Genomic DNA, 15949 nt, shown 5'->3' on the forward strand with positions numbered 1-15949 from the left:
ATCTCTTAATGTTTTATCAAAAAAACATCCTGTATTGCTGACAGCTACGGTTTAGTATGCAAGTCTACCAATTCAGAAATGTACTGCTTACCAGCGTCGCTATCGAGAAACTTCTCTTGCTGCTCCATGTATTGGTGCCGAACTTCTATTGGGTCAAAATTGGTATCATGCATTTTGTTGTAGTCTTTAACAGCTTCTTCTAAAGCAGCATCCCATTCTTGATATGGGGCACCGCAACCATGCAATGCGGTGAATTGTTGATCCGCTGCTTTTACCGCTTTTATGACCTGTGTGTAGTCTGGCTCGGTTTTTTGCTCAGCTGACAATTGGGAAAGCTTATGGCCATCATCAAGTTCTGGGCATTCTGGGTCTAGTATTTTGGCTATGCTGTCGTTGATGCACATCAGCGTTGCAAATGAGTTGTTCTCGGTAAGGTTAATTCCAACTAAAGCTCCAGTACCGTGCCCGTCTTCCACAACACCACTCTCTGATTTTACGATTGCGCTGTGTAGTTCCTTCCACTTAATGTCTTTACCAGCGACGATGCCACTTGATAGTTGGCCATGCAGCCCTATTGCGTTAAGTCCGAGCTTAAACATCTCACTGCAAGCTAGCTGTGCTGCCTGCTTTAGCGACAATTCACAGTCTGCTGGCCCTGAAAGATAGACTGGCTGGTTATCAAGTAGCACGGCGGCATTGTCCGACGTCATAACGCTTAACGTCGGTTTGTAGGTTCCAAAGGTGAGAGTTGAAATTTTAAGTAAGTGTGATAGCTGAGTTTGGTAGGTATTCATGACGTGCTCCATTGCGATAGTCACCAAAAGATCGCTCCCTTGGTTGATTTAATGTTAACTGACCAGATAATACTAGCACACCAATGATTAAATATTCAACATCCTAAATCGCATTACCTTTAAAGAAAAAAGACCATCTGTTGATGGTCTCTTTAGTATTCTGTATATCGTCTTGGTTATCTAGGTATGTAGACAGCTACTTTCATAATTCGCGCTGTAATGGTTCCTGTTTTACTGGTGCTACGGCAGTCACCTCTACTGCGTCTTGCCGATTCATAATGCACGGTTTTGTCTGGTGCAGTTATTCGGCCATTAGCTTCTGCTGTGCCATAGATGGTCGCACTGTATGGGTAGGTTCCGCAGCTATAAGGACTATCGTATTTAGTAATAGTGAAAGCTCGCTGGTATCCAATCGGGCTAGTTACAACCGAGCTACCAAATGTGATAGTAGCATTTGTCATTACCTTCACATAGGCCGATGGAATGGTATAGGCGGTCGTTCCCGTCGAGTTGCTATACAGCGTTTTCCAGTAGTAAGATTTCGGTGGCTCACCTCCACCTACTGAACCACCGTTTCCAACTGCCTTTTTAATTTCAGCACAAAGTGTCTTGTATGCAGGGTGTTCACAGTTAATCGGTTTCAACGAGTTATCAGGTTTTTGCAGCCCATTCCCCAAGTCCGGTCGAGTGCCACTATCACGTTTTTGCACTGAATCATCGTGATTGACAAATGCTCTAGGCGTATAGACCTTGTCTCTTACTGTCGAGTAATCGGCGAACTCGCTGTTCTGTTTTGGGCGTTTCTGAATGGTAGCACGAGGTGGCTTAATATCTGCCTCGCTAGTGCCGTCGTTATTTGCTGGGCTAGCTTGAGCTACCGACGATAAACCAATAGCGCAAGCAAGAATAGTGAATGCAAGCCTCATAAAGCCTCTGCTCCCTAAAAGTGGTGAAAGTTTCTAAGCCATACAAAGTTACATACGAACATTATTATTATACATCACCTGTACCAATGCAAGCGCAACCATATCCACGTTACATTTAGAGTACAAACTAACATATGTCATTTAAAGAAAAAGGGGCGCTGTAACCCCTTCAATTTCATAACCATTCCACTCGTTATACGTACAGAATTTTCTTTTTTCTTTTTTTTATTTTTTCTCGCGCGCTGCGCGGGTCATCCACGGAATCTGAGGGGGACGACGGGCATTCCTACCCTTGTTAGTTTGTACTCTAATGCGCGAGTTTTTCGGAAAAACCTATTATGTGCGTCGCGTTAGGTACGTGACAATGTCACTCAGTATCGAGTCGTCAATAATAAGACTGAGATACACAGCACGTTCAATTTGTTCCGCTTTTTCTGGCTTATCGCTGAAATACACCACCAGCAAATTCATTAAAGCACTTTGATCGATTTCAACTCGGTAGTAAGCAATTAGATCTGCCATTATTGCCCTAACCGCTTTTTCTCCAATGACAGGTTTCGTACAATCTCTTTGCAACTTAGTAAACTCAGATACTAACGTTGCTTGTGGCTGAGCTTGACTCTGCAGCAATGTCGCGAACCTACTAATCAATTTTTCACTGGTAAGGTTTGTGATGATACAAGAATTTCCAGTCTCACTATCTGTTACCGTAACCACTCCGTTATTGATCTCGACACCGAGTTTACGTTCGGGTTGACGCGCATTTACTTCATGGTCGTTTTCAATGATGCTCATTAGCTTCGCAGACAATTCATTCCAATGAGTCGGCGCATCATGATTTGGTGATACTCCTGCAAATTGGAACACAAGATGGCGAATTGCTTTAATGTACAATTCGTTTGCTTCTGCCCGAACACAGATTAGGTATCCAAATAGCTCAATCTTAATTTCATGCGGGTTATCCAAATGAAATTCGACACCTTCTCGATGCTTCTTCCCAGCTTTTTGCACAACTTTTAAAAATTCGACTGTCTCCATACCCAGATAATTATGTAGGAACTGATTCAGACCAGTGGTCATTTCAGAGTCACCAGAGTTCTTAGTTTTCAACTCTTTGTTTGCTCTAAGTTTCAGGTATAGAACTACGAGCGTTGCATCTAGAGTCAGTAAGTTCTGCGGTAACGCGAGCAGTGATTTTGAGTTGATGATTGAGTTGAATAGTTCATCATCCCACTCTATGACAAATATATTTGCATCATAGAAAGCTGTTTTGGCTTCCTCGTCTGTGTTTGGCAGAGTGTTTAAAATTGCATCACAATTAAACACTCTGCGTCGGATGCTGGCCGCTTCTTCAGTATCTGTCTCGCCAGTTATATCAGTGATATTTCCGATAAAGTCGTACACAGTGTCGCGGGTAACGTCTAGTGCTTCGCGTATACTCATCGCTGTACCTACGTTTCTTGGTTTTTGTAAGGCTTGGCGAAGTGCGCTAATTGAAAGCACAGTCTTGTTCGGCGGGGTACTTATTCGGTTGTGGTTGTAATACGGCAGTCGATATCTGTGATATGCGTAGGTTAAGTACACTGCTGCTAGAATTACCACTGCATCTTTTACCGCGACAATTCGTTTATTGGAGGTTTTGATCGTTACCCAATCAGTCGGACTTACTCGTTGTACGTCATTTGTTTTTTCACTTGATCTCGCAAAGCTGAGGAACTTAGTCACTTCCGCAGATGTGACAGGCATTGTTGCAGTGATTGATTTGCTATACCCCATGCCTTTAGCAGCTTCGTTTTCCTTTACTACTATGTTTGGTTTTGTAGTATCAACCCTTTCTTCTGGCTGGTGAGGGATATTGCCTGACAGAGCTTTGTAATCTAGCGAATAGCATGTTGCCCATTTATGTGCTTGATTTTGTTCTGAGCGGAAAGGGATTTTTTTTATGAATCTAGATAGTGGTTCTTTTGTAAACGCTCGTCTCAGATAGTTATCTCCAGACTTGCCTATCCTGTTTAGGATCTCATCGAGTTCGATCACTGAGTGGGGTTCAGTATTTTGATGAAGCTCATTGAGTTCCAATAGCAACTTCTTTTGTGCTTTTACACGATTGAACTGTGTTAGAACTTCCTCACTGATTGGTGATGGCCTATCGTGAGTGAAATAGAACGATGCTCTTGATGTTCTTTCAATGTTTATCATGTGATGTATAAAAAAGTTGCTACTAAAAATTATTGATGCTTGATTTTACGCTGCAACGTCATTCTAGACAAACATTCCATACCAAACAACAAGATCTTTCGATCTATTATCAATAATAAAGATCTTATTTTCTATTATATTTCTATTAATGTTCTATTGATCTTATCTTCTATAATAGAACATTAATATTATACTAACTTACTGGTTTTAAAGAACATTTTAGCTATCATATTGCGGTGTACCATTGCTCTTTTTAGCTGTACCATCGCATAAATTCACCGTACCATTGCGATCTATCTACCGTACCATTGCGATCTTTTTAGTGTACCGTTGCGTTTTCCATCTGTACCGTTGCCTTTAGATCACACGTTATCCTCTATTATCAGCCTACTTATACAGTTTTTTCCACAGGCTTTATTTGGTTATTCACAAGCTACTTCAGTGTTTACCCACTAAATCGGTGGATAGTTTATTAATAGTTGTGATCCTTCACGTAATGCTCTCATAATACGGTATAATATTCTCAAATATTGAGAAGGATTAAATTTAATCCTTTATTTAGATGGTACAGAAGGTGGTATTAATGGTATTCAGCCTTGAAAAGTTCGTTGCTCTCTATTTTGAGGGTGATATCAGTCGGTATGCAGAGTTCTGCGGTGTCAATTATAAAAGCTGCTCTCGTCATATAAACGATCCTAGAATGCATGTTGAAGTGACGCCACATGGTATTCGCCGCTTTAAGCTTGAGCAAGAGTTACCAGCTCGCGCTTATGATGTGCGGTACGATCATTTCAATCCTCATTTTATCAAATTCTCTTTTTGTGGTGTTAGTTACTCTCTATTGCAATCTGGTAGCAGTTATCTGTTAAAGAGTCTTGAACTCGACGAGGGCTCATTGCCACTAGAACTAGTAGTCCAGCAACCTGATTCATGCTCATTTACTTCATTTGTATTCCGTGTGTCTGCGAATAAGTCCCCTATCCTTGAGGTAATTACCGACGTGCATGGTTCGTTCGTAATTTTAGACAAGCCTTCTGACTATATATTTTGGAAAGGTGGGGTGATGGTTCCTGAACTCAAGGCTGTTGACTTTAATGAGGCAATCCGAGTTTGTTTGTCTAAAGGTGTCCAGCTGCGATTAAATAACACCCTTATTTTTGATGGAGGGGTATTGTTCTAGTTTTATAGAAAAACATCCGAGTTAACTGTACCGTTGCGTTTTTTGGTACAGTTACTCATGTGTATCATATTTGTATACTTGGAGTGTCTCTAATATAGCTGTCCTTTCTACTCTCTTTTTGTTTCGGTTTGGCTGGATTCCGTTGAGCAAATTCAGTTCTGATAGCTGCCTGTACTCGATCAAGTCTTTGTCCTGCATTATAAGAAGAGGTATCACAGCTCGTACAGGATTTAACTGTTGGCGTTTGCCTCCCTCTTCTATTGTTACTCTATAGCGAGGGTTAACTTTGGCTGGAACCAGACGATAGAATTTCTCGTGATTACCCAACCTATTCTCATCTCTGTTGTTTAAGTCGGTTACATTCAATTCTGGATTTCTCGCGGCTATGGTGTCGTTAGTCGTATGAATTAGCCTAACAACATCATCTCGATTAAGAATCTTTTGTGTGTATCCATTTACTAGCCATGAGAAATGAACTCGTTGAGTGTTGAGTGGAGCTAAGGGAATTAACCTTGTAATGCTCTTTGGAACCACGTCAGGTAGTAGTTTCCGGTAAAAATGGCGGGAGCGTTTCATTGCGTCTGGATACAAGAACGCCAAATCCTCTCCAATTGATTTCTTTTGCTGATTGATACTTTCCACCAGCTGCACTATTTCCTCTCTCCTTCCCTGTACAACGGCATGTAAGTGAATTACTCCTACCGTGCGTCTAGCTGCGATCTGTGAAATAGTTAAATTTGTTGAGGGGCTTTTCTCGTGTCGAGGTTGGAAGCGTAGCTGGGAAAGGTACTGCTCAAAAGCAGCAACTCCCTCGCTTCGGATAAGATTAATTTCTTCAACGTCCTCAAAAACAGAGTCCTTACCTTCGCTATCGACAAATGCAAGAGGCAAGCTAGCGACGTCACAATGATGCCGCTGGCAGTTTCTAAGTAGAGATATGAGCTTTTCTAACTGGTCTTTGAGTCCGCATATACGGTCATAGACTAAGTCTGGTGTTAACTCAATATTTCGAAGATTTTGACTGGTACTTGTTTTTTCCATAGTGTCGGTTTTATATTTTGAAGCTTACTTACATGGCTCGCGTATATACCTGCGTTATTAGCAATATGTTCTGCAATACTTTCAGCAGCTTTGAAGCTTAGATACTGCGCCATTGTATACGTTCCATCGATATTAAACTTAGGGTTTATGTATTCAATTGTACTTGTCCCTTTGTCATCTAGCTCATCACTTACCCTATGGACGACCACCCCGCTGTTTGTTGCAACTTTGATATGGTCGCCCTCTATATCAACGTAGAACTCCTTCCGGCGGTTACTGGCATCATGGAAGCCACTTACTTTTAGTTTTGGGGCCGTCATGGATAGAGCATTATGGATTGTCTGCCAATGTTGCTTGAAACTATCCATAGCAAGACGTTGGCGTTTCTCTTTTTGCGCTTCCGAAATTGCATTGGTTGTCTGGCTATAGTCTTTCACATTTACTGATTTAGCCGCTCTTGTTCTTACGTTGCTATGTTGCTTTTTCGTACCTTCAAATGTGGGCTTAGTTTTTTCACACCATTTCTTATAAGCAATGATGTCGTTTGCATCACAATCCAACTGAGCAGATTTATGTGTAATTGAGCGGTATAATCCTTCGAGCAGAGATACACCGTATAGCTCCGCAACCTTATTTTTCTGATAAGGACTTGGACTATAATGCGATTCCGTAATAGGTTCCCACTTATCAGCTTCTACCAAAACTTCGATGTCAATTAAAGGAAGTACAGCGTCTAGCTCTTCATAGTGGTTTTTGACACCAAAGAGATCACACAATCTGCCCTCTTCACCATCGCTTAACAGTGTCGAGAACGGTTGAACTCCATTTGCTCGCAGAAACTCAACAAAGCAGTTCGTAGCTCCAAGGTTAACGGCGCAGAAAATAGTCCATTCCGCTTCGCTTTTAAGTTTGATGCGCCACATTGGTTGGTTTATTTGGAATAGCCCTTTATTGAGCAATACTCGTGGTTGTGTGCCATCAAATGTAACCTTGGCATATCCGCCCTTTTGCATTTCAAAAGCTATCTGGGACTGGCCGTCAGAATTGGTTCTGTTTGCTACTACATCAGTGCGTTCTGCTTCTGAAATTTTGGCCACGCTGACATTACGTTTCTCTATGTCTTTCACGAGATACTCTAGGTTTCTCAATCCAGTTTCGACGAAACGTAATTCGCGGTATTTTTCTCCATCAGCAGTGCCGTGTGTAAATGGTGCTTTGAATCGTCTCCATGTATAAGCCGAAACTCCGTAAAGCGTATTGATTGCATCTCGCCAAATTCCTTTACTAAGAAGTTCTGGTGAGGTTGATTCAATAGTTTTGAATAGACTAGTAAATTCGTCTATACAGTAGTCTTCTTCTCGCTTGTTTATTTCTAACCAAGTTTGCTTGCTTTTAGAATCAATTCTAAAAATGGCCGCATTTCCGGCTTCAGTTTCTAAGAACCGGTAGACTTCTTTTCGTCTTGGATAAGATGCGATGTTCGTAAACTTTGAATCTACTGTAAGTACGGCTTTCTTTGCCTTGTTCGGATGCTCGCCATTGGTGATTAGGTAGATATAGCTACCGGACGATTTAGTGGCTTTCGAATCGTTACCGTCGTACTTTAAAATTATCATGATTCACCTTGTTCAGATTCGTTTGGTGATAAGTTGTTTTTCTTCATCACGGACATAATATACGTTGAAGAACTGTCCGTTAGGCTGTTAATTCCAGCCTTATCTTTGGTCATAGCGACCCCTGCCCGATGAGCAAGTTCGCTGTCTATTTTTAGCAGAGATAGTGTTTTTACTCGGATTTTAGCTACTTCTTCACTTGTTTCGTAATCTTTAGTGCGCTCAAACGCTTGAGTAGAACGATATGGGGCGAAAGCTGCTAGTCCACACCCTACCATTAAGCTTGAAAGGCGTTTTAAATAGTTGTCGTCATTTACATCGTAATGTCGAACAATTGTGTATGCTTTGGCTAGCGTATAAACCCCAAGGGCTGTGAAAAATACGTAACTCAGGATGGTCCAGTTTGATGATGTGCTTAACCACTCTTCCACTGTTAGCCAGTAGAGATCTACATGCAGTTGTTGAATATCAGTTACTGCTAACGCCAGAATATATTTGAGTTCGTTTCCAAAGCCATAACTCAGCACCATGCAGACAGCAATAGAAGCTAGAATCCAATTGGATTTACTCATCACTTTTTTAATAAAACCAGTCATCTTCAATCTCCTATTATTTAGACTTTACTGCCTATAAGCAGGAAAGGCTGCGGCTTTTAATATACTGAGAGTTTCACTTACGCTCTGCTTATAGCCCTGACTGTTTAGCGTTAGTTGCGACACAGCTATTGCTAGTAGCTTGTAGCGATACTCAGGATAGAATGTTACGGAGTAACTTTTTTCTAGACCTCGCCTACTGTGATTCTCGCTACTAAGAATTATGTTCATCGTTTCGTTAGTATTAATGTTGATAAACATAGCTTCGGCGTACTTGCCGTTTTCTGTATTTCCTTTAATGGAGGCTTTGTGCTTTAGCCCCATTAGCGCTTGACAGAGAGCGGTTAGTCCATGCTCTTCCAAGCGCATTTCCTTCTTGTTACTGTAATTCGGCTTTCCATCTAACAATTTCGAAAGTGTCACAATAACAGTGTGAAGAGGTTTATTCTTTCTATTTATCGTGATGCGCTGCAATTGCAATACAGCGTCTTGGGTGTAGACCTCGACCACTTCGCCGAAAGGCGACTCTTGATTGCTCATATCATGTTATCCAAATAGTGCTGCTGCCATTTTATGTTTATTTTGCATTACACTACTACTTAGTTTTTCCTTGATAGGCTTATCGGCCAAATACCGAAGAGTTGAGCATTGAGATATATCTAAGCTCGACTTCGCGCGAGTTAGCGCCACGTAGAGCAAGCTAGCTTCTTGCTGTAGTAGTTTTCCTGAGCTGCGTGAAATAAACTTATCAAAGTCAGGCCCTATCACTACGTTGTCATGTTCAATTCCTTTTGTTGAATGAGCGGTAGCGAATATGTACTGAGCCGATTCTTTTGGTGTCTCTGCCGCTTGGCTGATGACTGTTCTCATCTTATCAAATCCATATAGCTCAATCGAATTGATAAACGATTTAAACTCTCCACCTTGAGTAGATCTTGCGTGTTCTTCAAACTCTTGCCAGTTGTTGAACACACGAAGAGCGCCTCGAAGTACTTTATTTCCGTTTCTAAGTTCTTGGGCGTCATCAATGAGCTTTAATGATTCCTCTGCTTTCTTTAACAGTTTGCACTTGTAGCCTGCCTCGAATTTTTCAATAAGCGAAGACATTAGCTCTGCATTTGTTCTAAAAAGCATGAGCGATTGGTCATGCGGTTCATGGTTAGCAGATGAATGAATGACGGATTTTTTGTCTGGATTGCCTTTAAACTGAGGATTCGTTCCATAGTATTTTTCAATGAGAGCATTAGCAACGTTAGCAATAGGTTGCCCAAAACGATAACATGTAGTCAGTCGCGTGGTAACGTTATTGCTTTTGATATAGCTTTCCATGACGTTGACAGCATTTCGCCATTCGTAGATGGACTGATACTTGTCACCAACAATAACACCTTTAGCATTGAGTAGTTCAAACATTTGTTTGACTACAGGAACAGTATCTTGTCCCTCATCCAACACTACTACATCGTAGTCTATCGTTACCTCGCCAGCTTCCAGAAGTAGAACAAACTCCTTCAAGTATACGTCGTGAGTTATCGGGCATGACGACTCTCTGTCCGTCATTATTGCCCACAGAATTTTGCAGTTTCGTACAAGTTCTTCTTTCAGACTGTATTCATGGACATTGAGTATGTTTGTCATGTTTAGTGCCATGAACTCGGATATAGAACTTGCATCCGACACGCAATACTTATTGATGATTTTTAGTACTTTTTCAGAAAAAGTGGCACTTCCCATGCTATCTATTTTACTTGGAAGCTTAAGAATATTTTGAACTACTCGTATTGTAAGCGGAGTGTTTAGACGCTCTTCGCGATATGGCTTTGTGTGTTTTCGAGCAAACGAGTGCGAAGTTGTTACGTCGCAGTTGTTTGGAAATGCATCTTTCATTTCTTCTACGATGATTGAGTTGTATGCAAGCACTAATACTCTTAGTTGAGCGCATAGATTTGAAACAATCGCATTACAGGTAAATGTTTTACTGGCCCCCGCACCAGCATCAATGACAAGCAACTTGTTTTCGGGCAGATTAACAAATGCGCTAAGTGATTCCATTTGCTCGGGTGATAGTTTATAGCCTTTGAAGTTCATCAGTACCTACCAGTTTTTATCGGTTTCTACTGCCTGAACAGTAGGCTGCTACACTGTAGCAGGTGTTGTATTTCTATTGCCTGCTACACTGTAGCAGGTATGGGACTTTGTCAGGCTGCTACACTGTAGCAGCTCATATACGTTTACACCGCCGAAAGAATTTCGCTACCATCATCGATGACAATACCAGCTGTCTCTTCATAGATTCTCTCTAGCTTATTCTTTATCGTATCTTTCACTTTTGGATCATTAATAGCTTCTTTTGTTAACTCCACCAGCTCATTCTTTCGTAGCTTCATTTCAGTAGCATTGTTATTTAACTGAGCCTTCACTACGGCATCTTGAATACTGATAGCACGACCTATGTAGTCAGCATTCTCATCAATTGTATCTGGCGTAACTTGCGAGTTGGGAACTTGGCGTTCTGGTTCTAGTTCGGTCTCTTCTCGGGGAGGGGAGCTAGGCTCACTAATAGTGCCGATATATCCATTTATCTCAGCATGAGTGTCTTCTGGACTCGCGCCATGTATTAAGTCATATAGCTCATTGTGGCAAAGGTCGCGTATTATCATGCTCTCCAAGCGTTTTCTTGGGCTTGTGACCCAAGTGTGGTCAAGCTGTTTTAGAGAGTCATCTACGCTACTCAAACTCCTAATAGACGTAACGTCGCTACGGTTTGGGTCTAAGAATTGCACTGTGACAGAAACAGCCAACTCATTTTCAATATCAGTCTCCCAAAGCTTAGTGTAAATCTTGTCTTGCGTTACGTTTGGAACGCTAACACTGAATCGTCCTTTTACTGCACTCCATTCACCAGATTCTGTAATGCTGACCTTTGCAACTTCATTGGAGTTTGAAAGTGCTAGTCGGTACACACTACCCGTATGGTCCAATCGGCCATAATTGTCGATGTAAGACTGCGATAGCATATACTCGGGGTTGATACCCCACGCATCTCCTTTGCAAAGCAATGCGTAGACCGTACCAACGTCCCCACGAAACTGCATGTTAGTGAACTGGCAGTTTTTTAAAATCTCGGCCAATTTCATCATGGTTTCAATGTATTCTGGGTTCATCCATTTTTTCATAGTCTCACCCTGCCTTTAGGCTAGCAAATGATGGCATTTCGAATTCATCGTTGACGGATTCGTATGCTTGTTTGCTTGATTTATTGGCAATTCTTTGTAGACGTTGCTCCGTTTGCGCCAACCATCGTTCTTCGGCTCGAACTTGAAAAACGGGAACGTCAATTTCTTCCACTTCATCAAAGCCGTCGTAGTGAGCTGTAGATTGCCACATCTCGGTAAGTAGTGTGGCTTGCGTGGCCATGCGAGCAGCACGTTCGATATGCGAAAGCTTGAAAGAGTCGACACGAATACGAACTGGCTTAGAGGCTTCTTCGCCCAATTTTGGAGCATCTTTCTCAATAAAGATAAAAATGAATTTTGTTAGCTCTTGAGCACCGCTTGGGAGGCTTTTCATAATTTCATTGAAGCCTTTCTCGTAGATGCCATTTTGCAGATGGTATGTGTATTTACTCGCATCGCGTTGCAAAGCGTCAAATTCCACTGTGCTCATAAACTTTACATCAGCGATAAAGTTCACGGCCAGATTTAGGACATCAAGTTTACCTTTCCACAACACACGACGCTGGGTTGGATTTCCATCTAGGGCTTCGCTATCAGCATCGTCGAGTTCAGTAAACCAGTCCGCCTCTAAGACCTCATTCCAAAACATGCTAACCTCATACATGTTTCCTTCATGACGAAGGATAGGGCCCGCTTTCTCATGTTGTAGAGCTGCATCCACTATACGTTTAGCGTGAGCATAGATTTCAGGAGAGATGAGAGTTTTATGTTCGCGAATTGCTGTTCGCTCTTCTTCATCAACAAGTAAAGTTTTAAGAACAGGGGCGCCACCATAGACTCGCTTTACTTCTTGAAGAACTTCAGAAGCTGTGTACTCTTCTGTGTCGCTTTTTTTACCACCAACGTTGAACATTTTATTGAAGATTTGAGGGCATGACTCTTTGTATTCTTCGAGCACACTAGCATACTCAGTTTTCTCCAGTTGTGAGTACATATCTTCAACAGCCGCATTTTCATTTAGCTTGTGCTCTGCAGATTGCTCGCTCAGAGTTTTATTGAAAAACTTCACAGCGTCATCTTTGACCTTTTTGGATAGCTCATCACTCACCCAAGTTTTGGGTAGGCGATCTAATTTATGTGCATCTTCCAATAGCTCCCAAGCTGAACGAAGAGAGGGCATCATAGTGTTCAGCATATCCACTTTGGCCTTCGTCGTGCTTTTTAGGAAGGCCGTCATACTGTTTAGGCTGCCTTTAATCTGACTTTCGAAAGAGGTTAGCAAAAATTGGATACGGTCTTTTTGAGCGCTCTCGGGCTCCTGATGGGGAATTTCTGTAAGCACCTCATTCAGAAAACGTTGAGATAGACGCTTGATTCCTGCCTTTGTTGGGGCGCCTGTTTGGAACTTAACAGGCAGTTGCTCGTAACTCTCAATTTTCGTTTGGTCGGAGACCAGTGATGAATTGTGCTTCTTAATCAGGGCCACACAATCTTTCTTGAGCGAGGTGTGCAGTCGATTGTGTTTACTTACGAATGAACGCAATGAATCCATTGAGTCGAAATAAAGCGGGTTGTCTTTATGGATTGCATCATGGTTGCCACTTACCATGTAGACTTGATTAAAATTTGCTTCTTCCAATAACAGGCAGTGCAAAAGACGACCATCAACCATGCCTTGCGTTTCTTTGTGCTGGCCACGTTGATCTACTGTAAAGAACTCATAGTCAGTGCCGCTTTTTAAAGCAGGAGTGATAGAGCTTTTAGAGTGCGCCGGAATTAAACGATACTCTTTGTCGCTAAGTGGTGCGATAAATCCTGTAGAGGTGGATACAATTGGTTTAACTGATAGTTCTTGTTGAACTTGGCTCGCAGAACGACGGTTAATACACTTGTTGATAGCATTCATGGTTAATTGCCTCTTTGTTAACTGACAAATTAACTATAGCACACTTAATTTAATATTTGCAATACATGCAGAGTTTTTTAGTAAATGCTTGCTTTTTTTATGCATTCAGTTATTTTTACAGCATTGAAAGATTATAGCAGCATTGTTTTTTTAAATATCAAAAGGTCAGTTATGAACGCGAGAGAAACGAATTCACATTTTTTGGAACTGCAAGACAGAGGACGCAGCTATCTCGCGTCATCAAAACACACCATTGAAAAACCGGAGCGAGTATTTCGAAAAGGCGAGGTTCATGACTACTTAAGCATTGACCCTCGAACCGCTAAGAAACATGCTAATAACATCGGTATTGATGATATCTCTGAGCTGTCGCTCACCCAAATCCGCTCCATCAGAGACGCATTACCGGAGCAACTTCGTGTTGCGCCTAAATTTGTTCGTGGCGACAAGAAACACTGTCAAGTTATTGCGGTACAAGCTCAAAAGGGCGGTGTTGGCAAGTCAACCACCAGCACTGCAACAGCATCAGGCCTCGCAACAGAGTTTCATCAAGACTATCGAGTGGGGATTGTGGACCTTGACGCTCAGTACAATGCTTCTTCTTTCTGGGTTCATGACCTACACCTAGATAAACATATTTCGGCAGGTGAGTTGATTGTTGGCAAGTATGAATTAGAAGAGGGGGAAACTGAAAAACAGTTCTTCTCTAGTTGTTTTCTCCAGACGCAGATTCCAAACCTACGTATTTTACCAGCATCACAACTCCATCGTGGTTATGAGTTTGAGTTTCATAAGCAATTATTAGACGTTGACCCGCAAGAGCCGTACCGTCGTCTTAAGCATATTATTGATACGGTGTCTGATGAGTTTGATATTATCATCATTGATACTCCCCCAAGTTCTGGTTTTGTTACTCTTAATGCTTACTACGCAGCAACATCAATAATTTTCCCTGTTTGTTTTAATGAGATTGATGTTGAAGCTACTTGTAGTTACTTCGATTTCATTCCTTCATTGTGGAGTATGATGGAAGGCCTAGGCCATCAAGGTTACGACTTTGCGAAAATTCTCGTGTGTAATTATGACGACAACTCTATATCCGAGTTGGCCATTAAGAATCGTTTCATCGAAAAATTCGGCTACTTTACTTACAACACCGAGTTCTATAAGAGTGAGGCCATTAAGGTTTGCCACAATATGAACTCAACCATTTTTGAAATGTCGGCCAGTCAATACCCTAACACCAAGAAAACATTCACCCGCTGTAAGCAAAATGTTTCTCAGATTCTTTCGCAGATTCACCATGACATCGTCACGTCATGGGAGCGTCGTGAACGTGGTGAGGTGTAGTAATGGCTAAGCGAGCAGCTAGGGATACTAACCACTTTGGACAGGTAGTCAGCAAGGAAAAGCAGCAATCTGATGCAATGAGCGAGGTGAGAGTCACTTTTGAGCGAGCAAAGAATGCGTTGTCTGCCGCAGAGAACTCAGGCCTCTCATATAAGGAAATCATTAACTCACTACCAGAAGACCAAAAAGCTCTATTTGATCGAGAGATTGAGAGTGGTGCTTCAACTATCTGGCTTCCTCTTGGTCGAGAATTTCGAATGATTGCGTTCGATCTCTATGAGATTGAACCTCATGAGATAGCGACCCGAACAAGGCTCCATGAAGCAAACATTCGCTTAAATAAGTACTTTAGTGCGTTTGATATTGCTAAGTGTAAGGAAATGCTAAGGCTTTCCGATCCGAACTCAGAAAAAAAGGATATTTACGCTAATACAACTCCCGCTTTGGCCACGGTATCGAGTGATGGTGTATTGGATATTTTTGATGGTTTACGCCGACGTTATGGTGCTATGGACACTTGCGTACTGAAGGTCTACGCAACGAAAGAGTCCCTTACGCACTTTCATGCTCAGCTAGCTTCAGATAAAAACAATGACCATTTGACCAATGGGTTTCTTGATAGGCGAAAAGTCATACTAGATCGAGTGCATGCAATTACTGCGCAGCGTGAGCTTAACAATGAAGCTCCTTTGTCAGATGTTGCGATGGCTGAAGCCTTGAATATTAACCGCGCACTGCTTCAAGCGTACAATAATTCCGCTATCATTCCAGATGAGATCCTAGTGGCGTTTCCAAGCCCTACCTCTTTAGGCCGTCCTACAATTGTGAAGCTGACTTCTCTGTTTGCTGAAGGGGGAGTCCTACACAATAACGATGAACTCTTGAAAAGCTGCATTGCGGGTATCAAAGAAATGGTTTCTGAACTTGATACAAGCGTTTCATCTGATGCGGCTAACAAGAGTGCTATGGGGATTATTACTGCAAAGATAAATGAGTATCACATTAAGCTAAACGGACCTAAGCAACCAGCTAAGAAAACGTCATTTGAGCACGGCTCTATCACTCTTAGTGCAAATGGTGAGGTATCCGTGTCGATGGCTACCTTGACGAAAGACAGTCTTACCGCCTTGGTCGAAGAGTTAAATAAACTGCTAGTTAAGTAGGTAGGTGT

Annotated in this window: 13 protein-coding genes; 3 read left to right on the forward strand and 10 right to left on the reverse strand. The window is 41.9% G+C overall.

What is annotated here, in order from left to right; genetic code table 11:
- Window positions 1-44: 44 nt before the first annotated feature.
- From ACQEXT_RS08810 to ACQEXT_RS08820, 3 genes are all read right to left on the reverse strand, one after another.
- Window positions 45-794 carry a hypothetical protein gene (locus ACQEXT_RS08810; protein ID WP_426951592.1) on the reverse strand — a complete coding sequence of 250 codons (750 nt, stop codon included), beginning with the start codon at window positions 792-794 and terminating at the stop codon, window positions 45-47.
- A 176-nt stretch (window positions 795-970) separates the two neighbouring features.
- Entirely contained in the window at window positions 971-1720 is a 750-nt protein-coding gene (locus tag ACQEXT_RS08815; protein WP_426951593.1) for a hypothetical protein, read from the reverse strand.
- Window positions 1721-2056: 336 nt separating this feature from the next.
- Window positions 2057-3919, reverse strand: a complete 1863-nt coding sequence (locus ACQEXT_RS08820; RefSeq protein WP_426951595.1) for a replication initiator protein RctB domain-containing protein — start codon at window positions 3917-3919, stop codon at window positions 2057-2059.
- Window positions 3920-4502: 583 nt separating this feature from the next.
- On the opposite strand from ACQEXT_RS08820, the gene ACQEXT_RS08825 reads away from it, so the two are divergent.
- Window positions 4503-5099, forward strand: a complete 597-nt coding sequence (locus ACQEXT_RS08825; RefSeq protein ID WP_426951597.1) for a hypothetical protein — start codon at window positions 4503-4505, stop codon at window positions 5097-5099.
- A gap of 51 nt (window positions 5100-5150) precedes the next feature.
- On the opposite strand, the gene ACQEXT_RS08830 is transcribed toward ACQEXT_RS08825, so the two are convergent.
- The 7 genes from ACQEXT_RS08830 to ACQEXT_RS08860 all read right to left on the reverse strand — a co-directional run bounded on the left by ACQEXT_RS08830 (window position 5151) and on the right by ACQEXT_RS08860 (window position 13428).
- Window positions 5151-6140, reverse strand: a complete 990-nt coding sequence (locus ACQEXT_RS08830) for a hypothetical protein (RefSeq protein WP_426951598.1) — start codon at window positions 6138-6140, stop codon at window positions 5151-5153.
- Window positions 6095-7756 carry a hypothetical protein gene (locus ACQEXT_RS08835; protein WP_426951600.1) on the reverse strand — a complete coding sequence of 554 codons (1662 nt, stop codon included), beginning with the start codon at window positions 7754-7756 and terminating at the stop codon, window positions 6095-6097. Before ACQEXT_RS08835 ends, ACQEXT_RS08830 begins: the two co-directional genes overlap by 46 nt.
- Window positions 7753-8349, reverse strand: a complete 597-nt coding sequence (locus ACQEXT_RS08840; RefSeq protein WP_426951601.1) for a hypothetical protein — start codon at window positions 8347-8349, stop codon at window positions 7753-7755. Before ACQEXT_RS08840 ends, ACQEXT_RS08835 begins: the two co-directional genes overlap by 4 nt.
- Before the next feature lie 24 nt (window positions 8350-8373).
- The gene (locus tag ACQEXT_RS08845) at window positions 8374-8886 is read right to left on the reverse strand and encodes a hypothetical protein (RefSeq protein WP_426951603.1); all 513 of its coding nucleotides are present in this window, start codon (window positions 8884-8886) and stop codon (window positions 8374-8376) included.
- Window positions 8887-8892: 6 nt separating this feature from the next.
- Window positions 8893-10434 (reverse strand): UvrD-helicase domain-containing protein, encoded by a 1542-nt coding sequence (locus tag ACQEXT_RS08850; protein WP_426951605.1) that lies wholly within the window; start codon window positions 10432-10434, stop codon window positions 8893-8895.
- 143 nt (window positions 10435-10577) lie between these two features.
- Window positions 10578-11522 carry a hypothetical protein gene (locus tag ACQEXT_RS08855; RefSeq protein WP_426951606.1) on the reverse strand — a complete coding sequence of 315 codons (945 nt, stop codon included), beginning with the start codon at window positions 11520-11522 and terminating at the stop codon, window positions 10578-10580.
- Window positions 11523-11526: 4 nt separating this feature from the next.
- Window positions 11527-13428, reverse strand: a complete 1902-nt coding sequence (locus ACQEXT_RS08860) for a PD-(D/E)XK nuclease-like domain-containing protein (RefSeq protein ID WP_426951608.1) — start codon at window positions 13426-13428, stop codon at window positions 11527-11529.
- Window positions 13429-13599: 171 nt separating this feature from the next.
- Here ACQEXT_RS08860 and ACQEXT_RS08865 point away from each other — a divergent pair, with 171 nt between their 5' ends.
- Window positions 13600-14778, forward strand: coding sequence for a ParA family protein (locus ACQEXT_RS08865; protein WP_426951610.1), 1179 nt, complete (start codon window positions 13600-13602; stop codon window positions 14776-14778).
- Between the two features lie 2 nt (window positions 14779-14780).
- A complete protein-coding gene (locus tag ACQEXT_RS08870; RefSeq protein WP_426951612.1) occupies window positions 14781-15941 on the forward strand; it encodes a hypothetical protein in 1161 nt (386 codons plus the stop codon).
- Window positions 15942-15949 lie beyond the last annotated feature (8 nt).

Source organism: Vibrio sp. TRT 29B02, from assembly GCF_050113655.1.
Classification (GTDB): domain Bacteria; phylum Pseudomonadota; class Gammaproteobacteria; order Enterobacterales; family Vibrionaceae; genus Vibrio.

Excerpts from the sequence above, each read along its gene's own strand:
- ACQEXT_RS08810 (WP_426951592.1), bottom strand. The coding sequence starts at position 794 with ATGAATACCTACCAAACTCAGCTATCACACTTACTTAAAATTTCAACT.
- ACQEXT_RS08815 (WP_426951593.1), bottom strand. The coding sequence starts at position 1,720 with ATGAGGCTTGCATTCACTATTCTTGCTTGCGCTATTGGTTTATCGTCG.
- ACQEXT_RS08820 (WP_426951595.1), bottom strand. The coding sequence starts at position 3,919 with ATGATAAACATTGAAAGAACATCAAGAGCATCGTTCTATTTCACTCAC.
- ACQEXT_RS08825 (WP_426951597.1), top strand. The coding sequence starts at position 4,503 with ATGGTATTCAGCCTTGAAAAGTTCGTTGCTCTCTATTTTGAGGGTGAT.
- ACQEXT_RS08830 (WP_426951598.1), bottom strand. The coding sequence starts at position 6,140 with ATGGAAAAAACAAGTACCAGTCAAAATCTTCGAAATATTGAGTTAACA.
- ACQEXT_RS08835 (WP_426951600.1), bottom strand. The coding sequence starts at position 7,756 with ATGATAATTTTAAAGTACGACGGTAACGATTCGAAAGCCACTAAATCG.
- ACQEXT_RS08840 (WP_426951601.1), bottom strand. The coding sequence starts at position 8,349 with ATGACTGGTTTTATTAAAAAAGTGATGAGTAAATCCAATTGGATTCTA.
- ACQEXT_RS08845 (WP_426951603.1), bottom strand. The coding sequence starts at position 8,886 with ATGAGCAATCAAGAGTCGCCTTTCGGCGAAGTGGTCGAGGTCTACACC.
- ACQEXT_RS08850 (WP_426951605.1), bottom strand. The coding sequence starts at position 10,434 with ATGAACTTCAAAGGCTATAAACTATCACCCGAGCAAATGGAATCACTT.
- ACQEXT_RS08855 (WP_426951606.1), bottom strand. The coding sequence starts at position 11,522 with ATGAAAAAATGGATGAACCCAGAATACATTGAAACCATGATGAAATTG.
- ACQEXT_RS08860 (WP_426951608.1), bottom strand. The coding sequence starts at position 13,428 with ATGAATGCTATCAACAAGTGTATTAACCGTCGTTCTGCGAGCCAAGTT.
- ACQEXT_RS08865 (WP_426951610.1), top strand. The coding sequence starts at position 13,600 with ATGAACGCGAGAGAAACGAATTCACATTTTTTGGAACTGCAAGACAGA.
- ACQEXT_RS08870 (WP_426951612.1), top strand. The coding sequence starts at position 14,781 with ATGGCTAAGCGAGCAGCTAGGGATACTAACCACTTTGGACAGGTAGTC.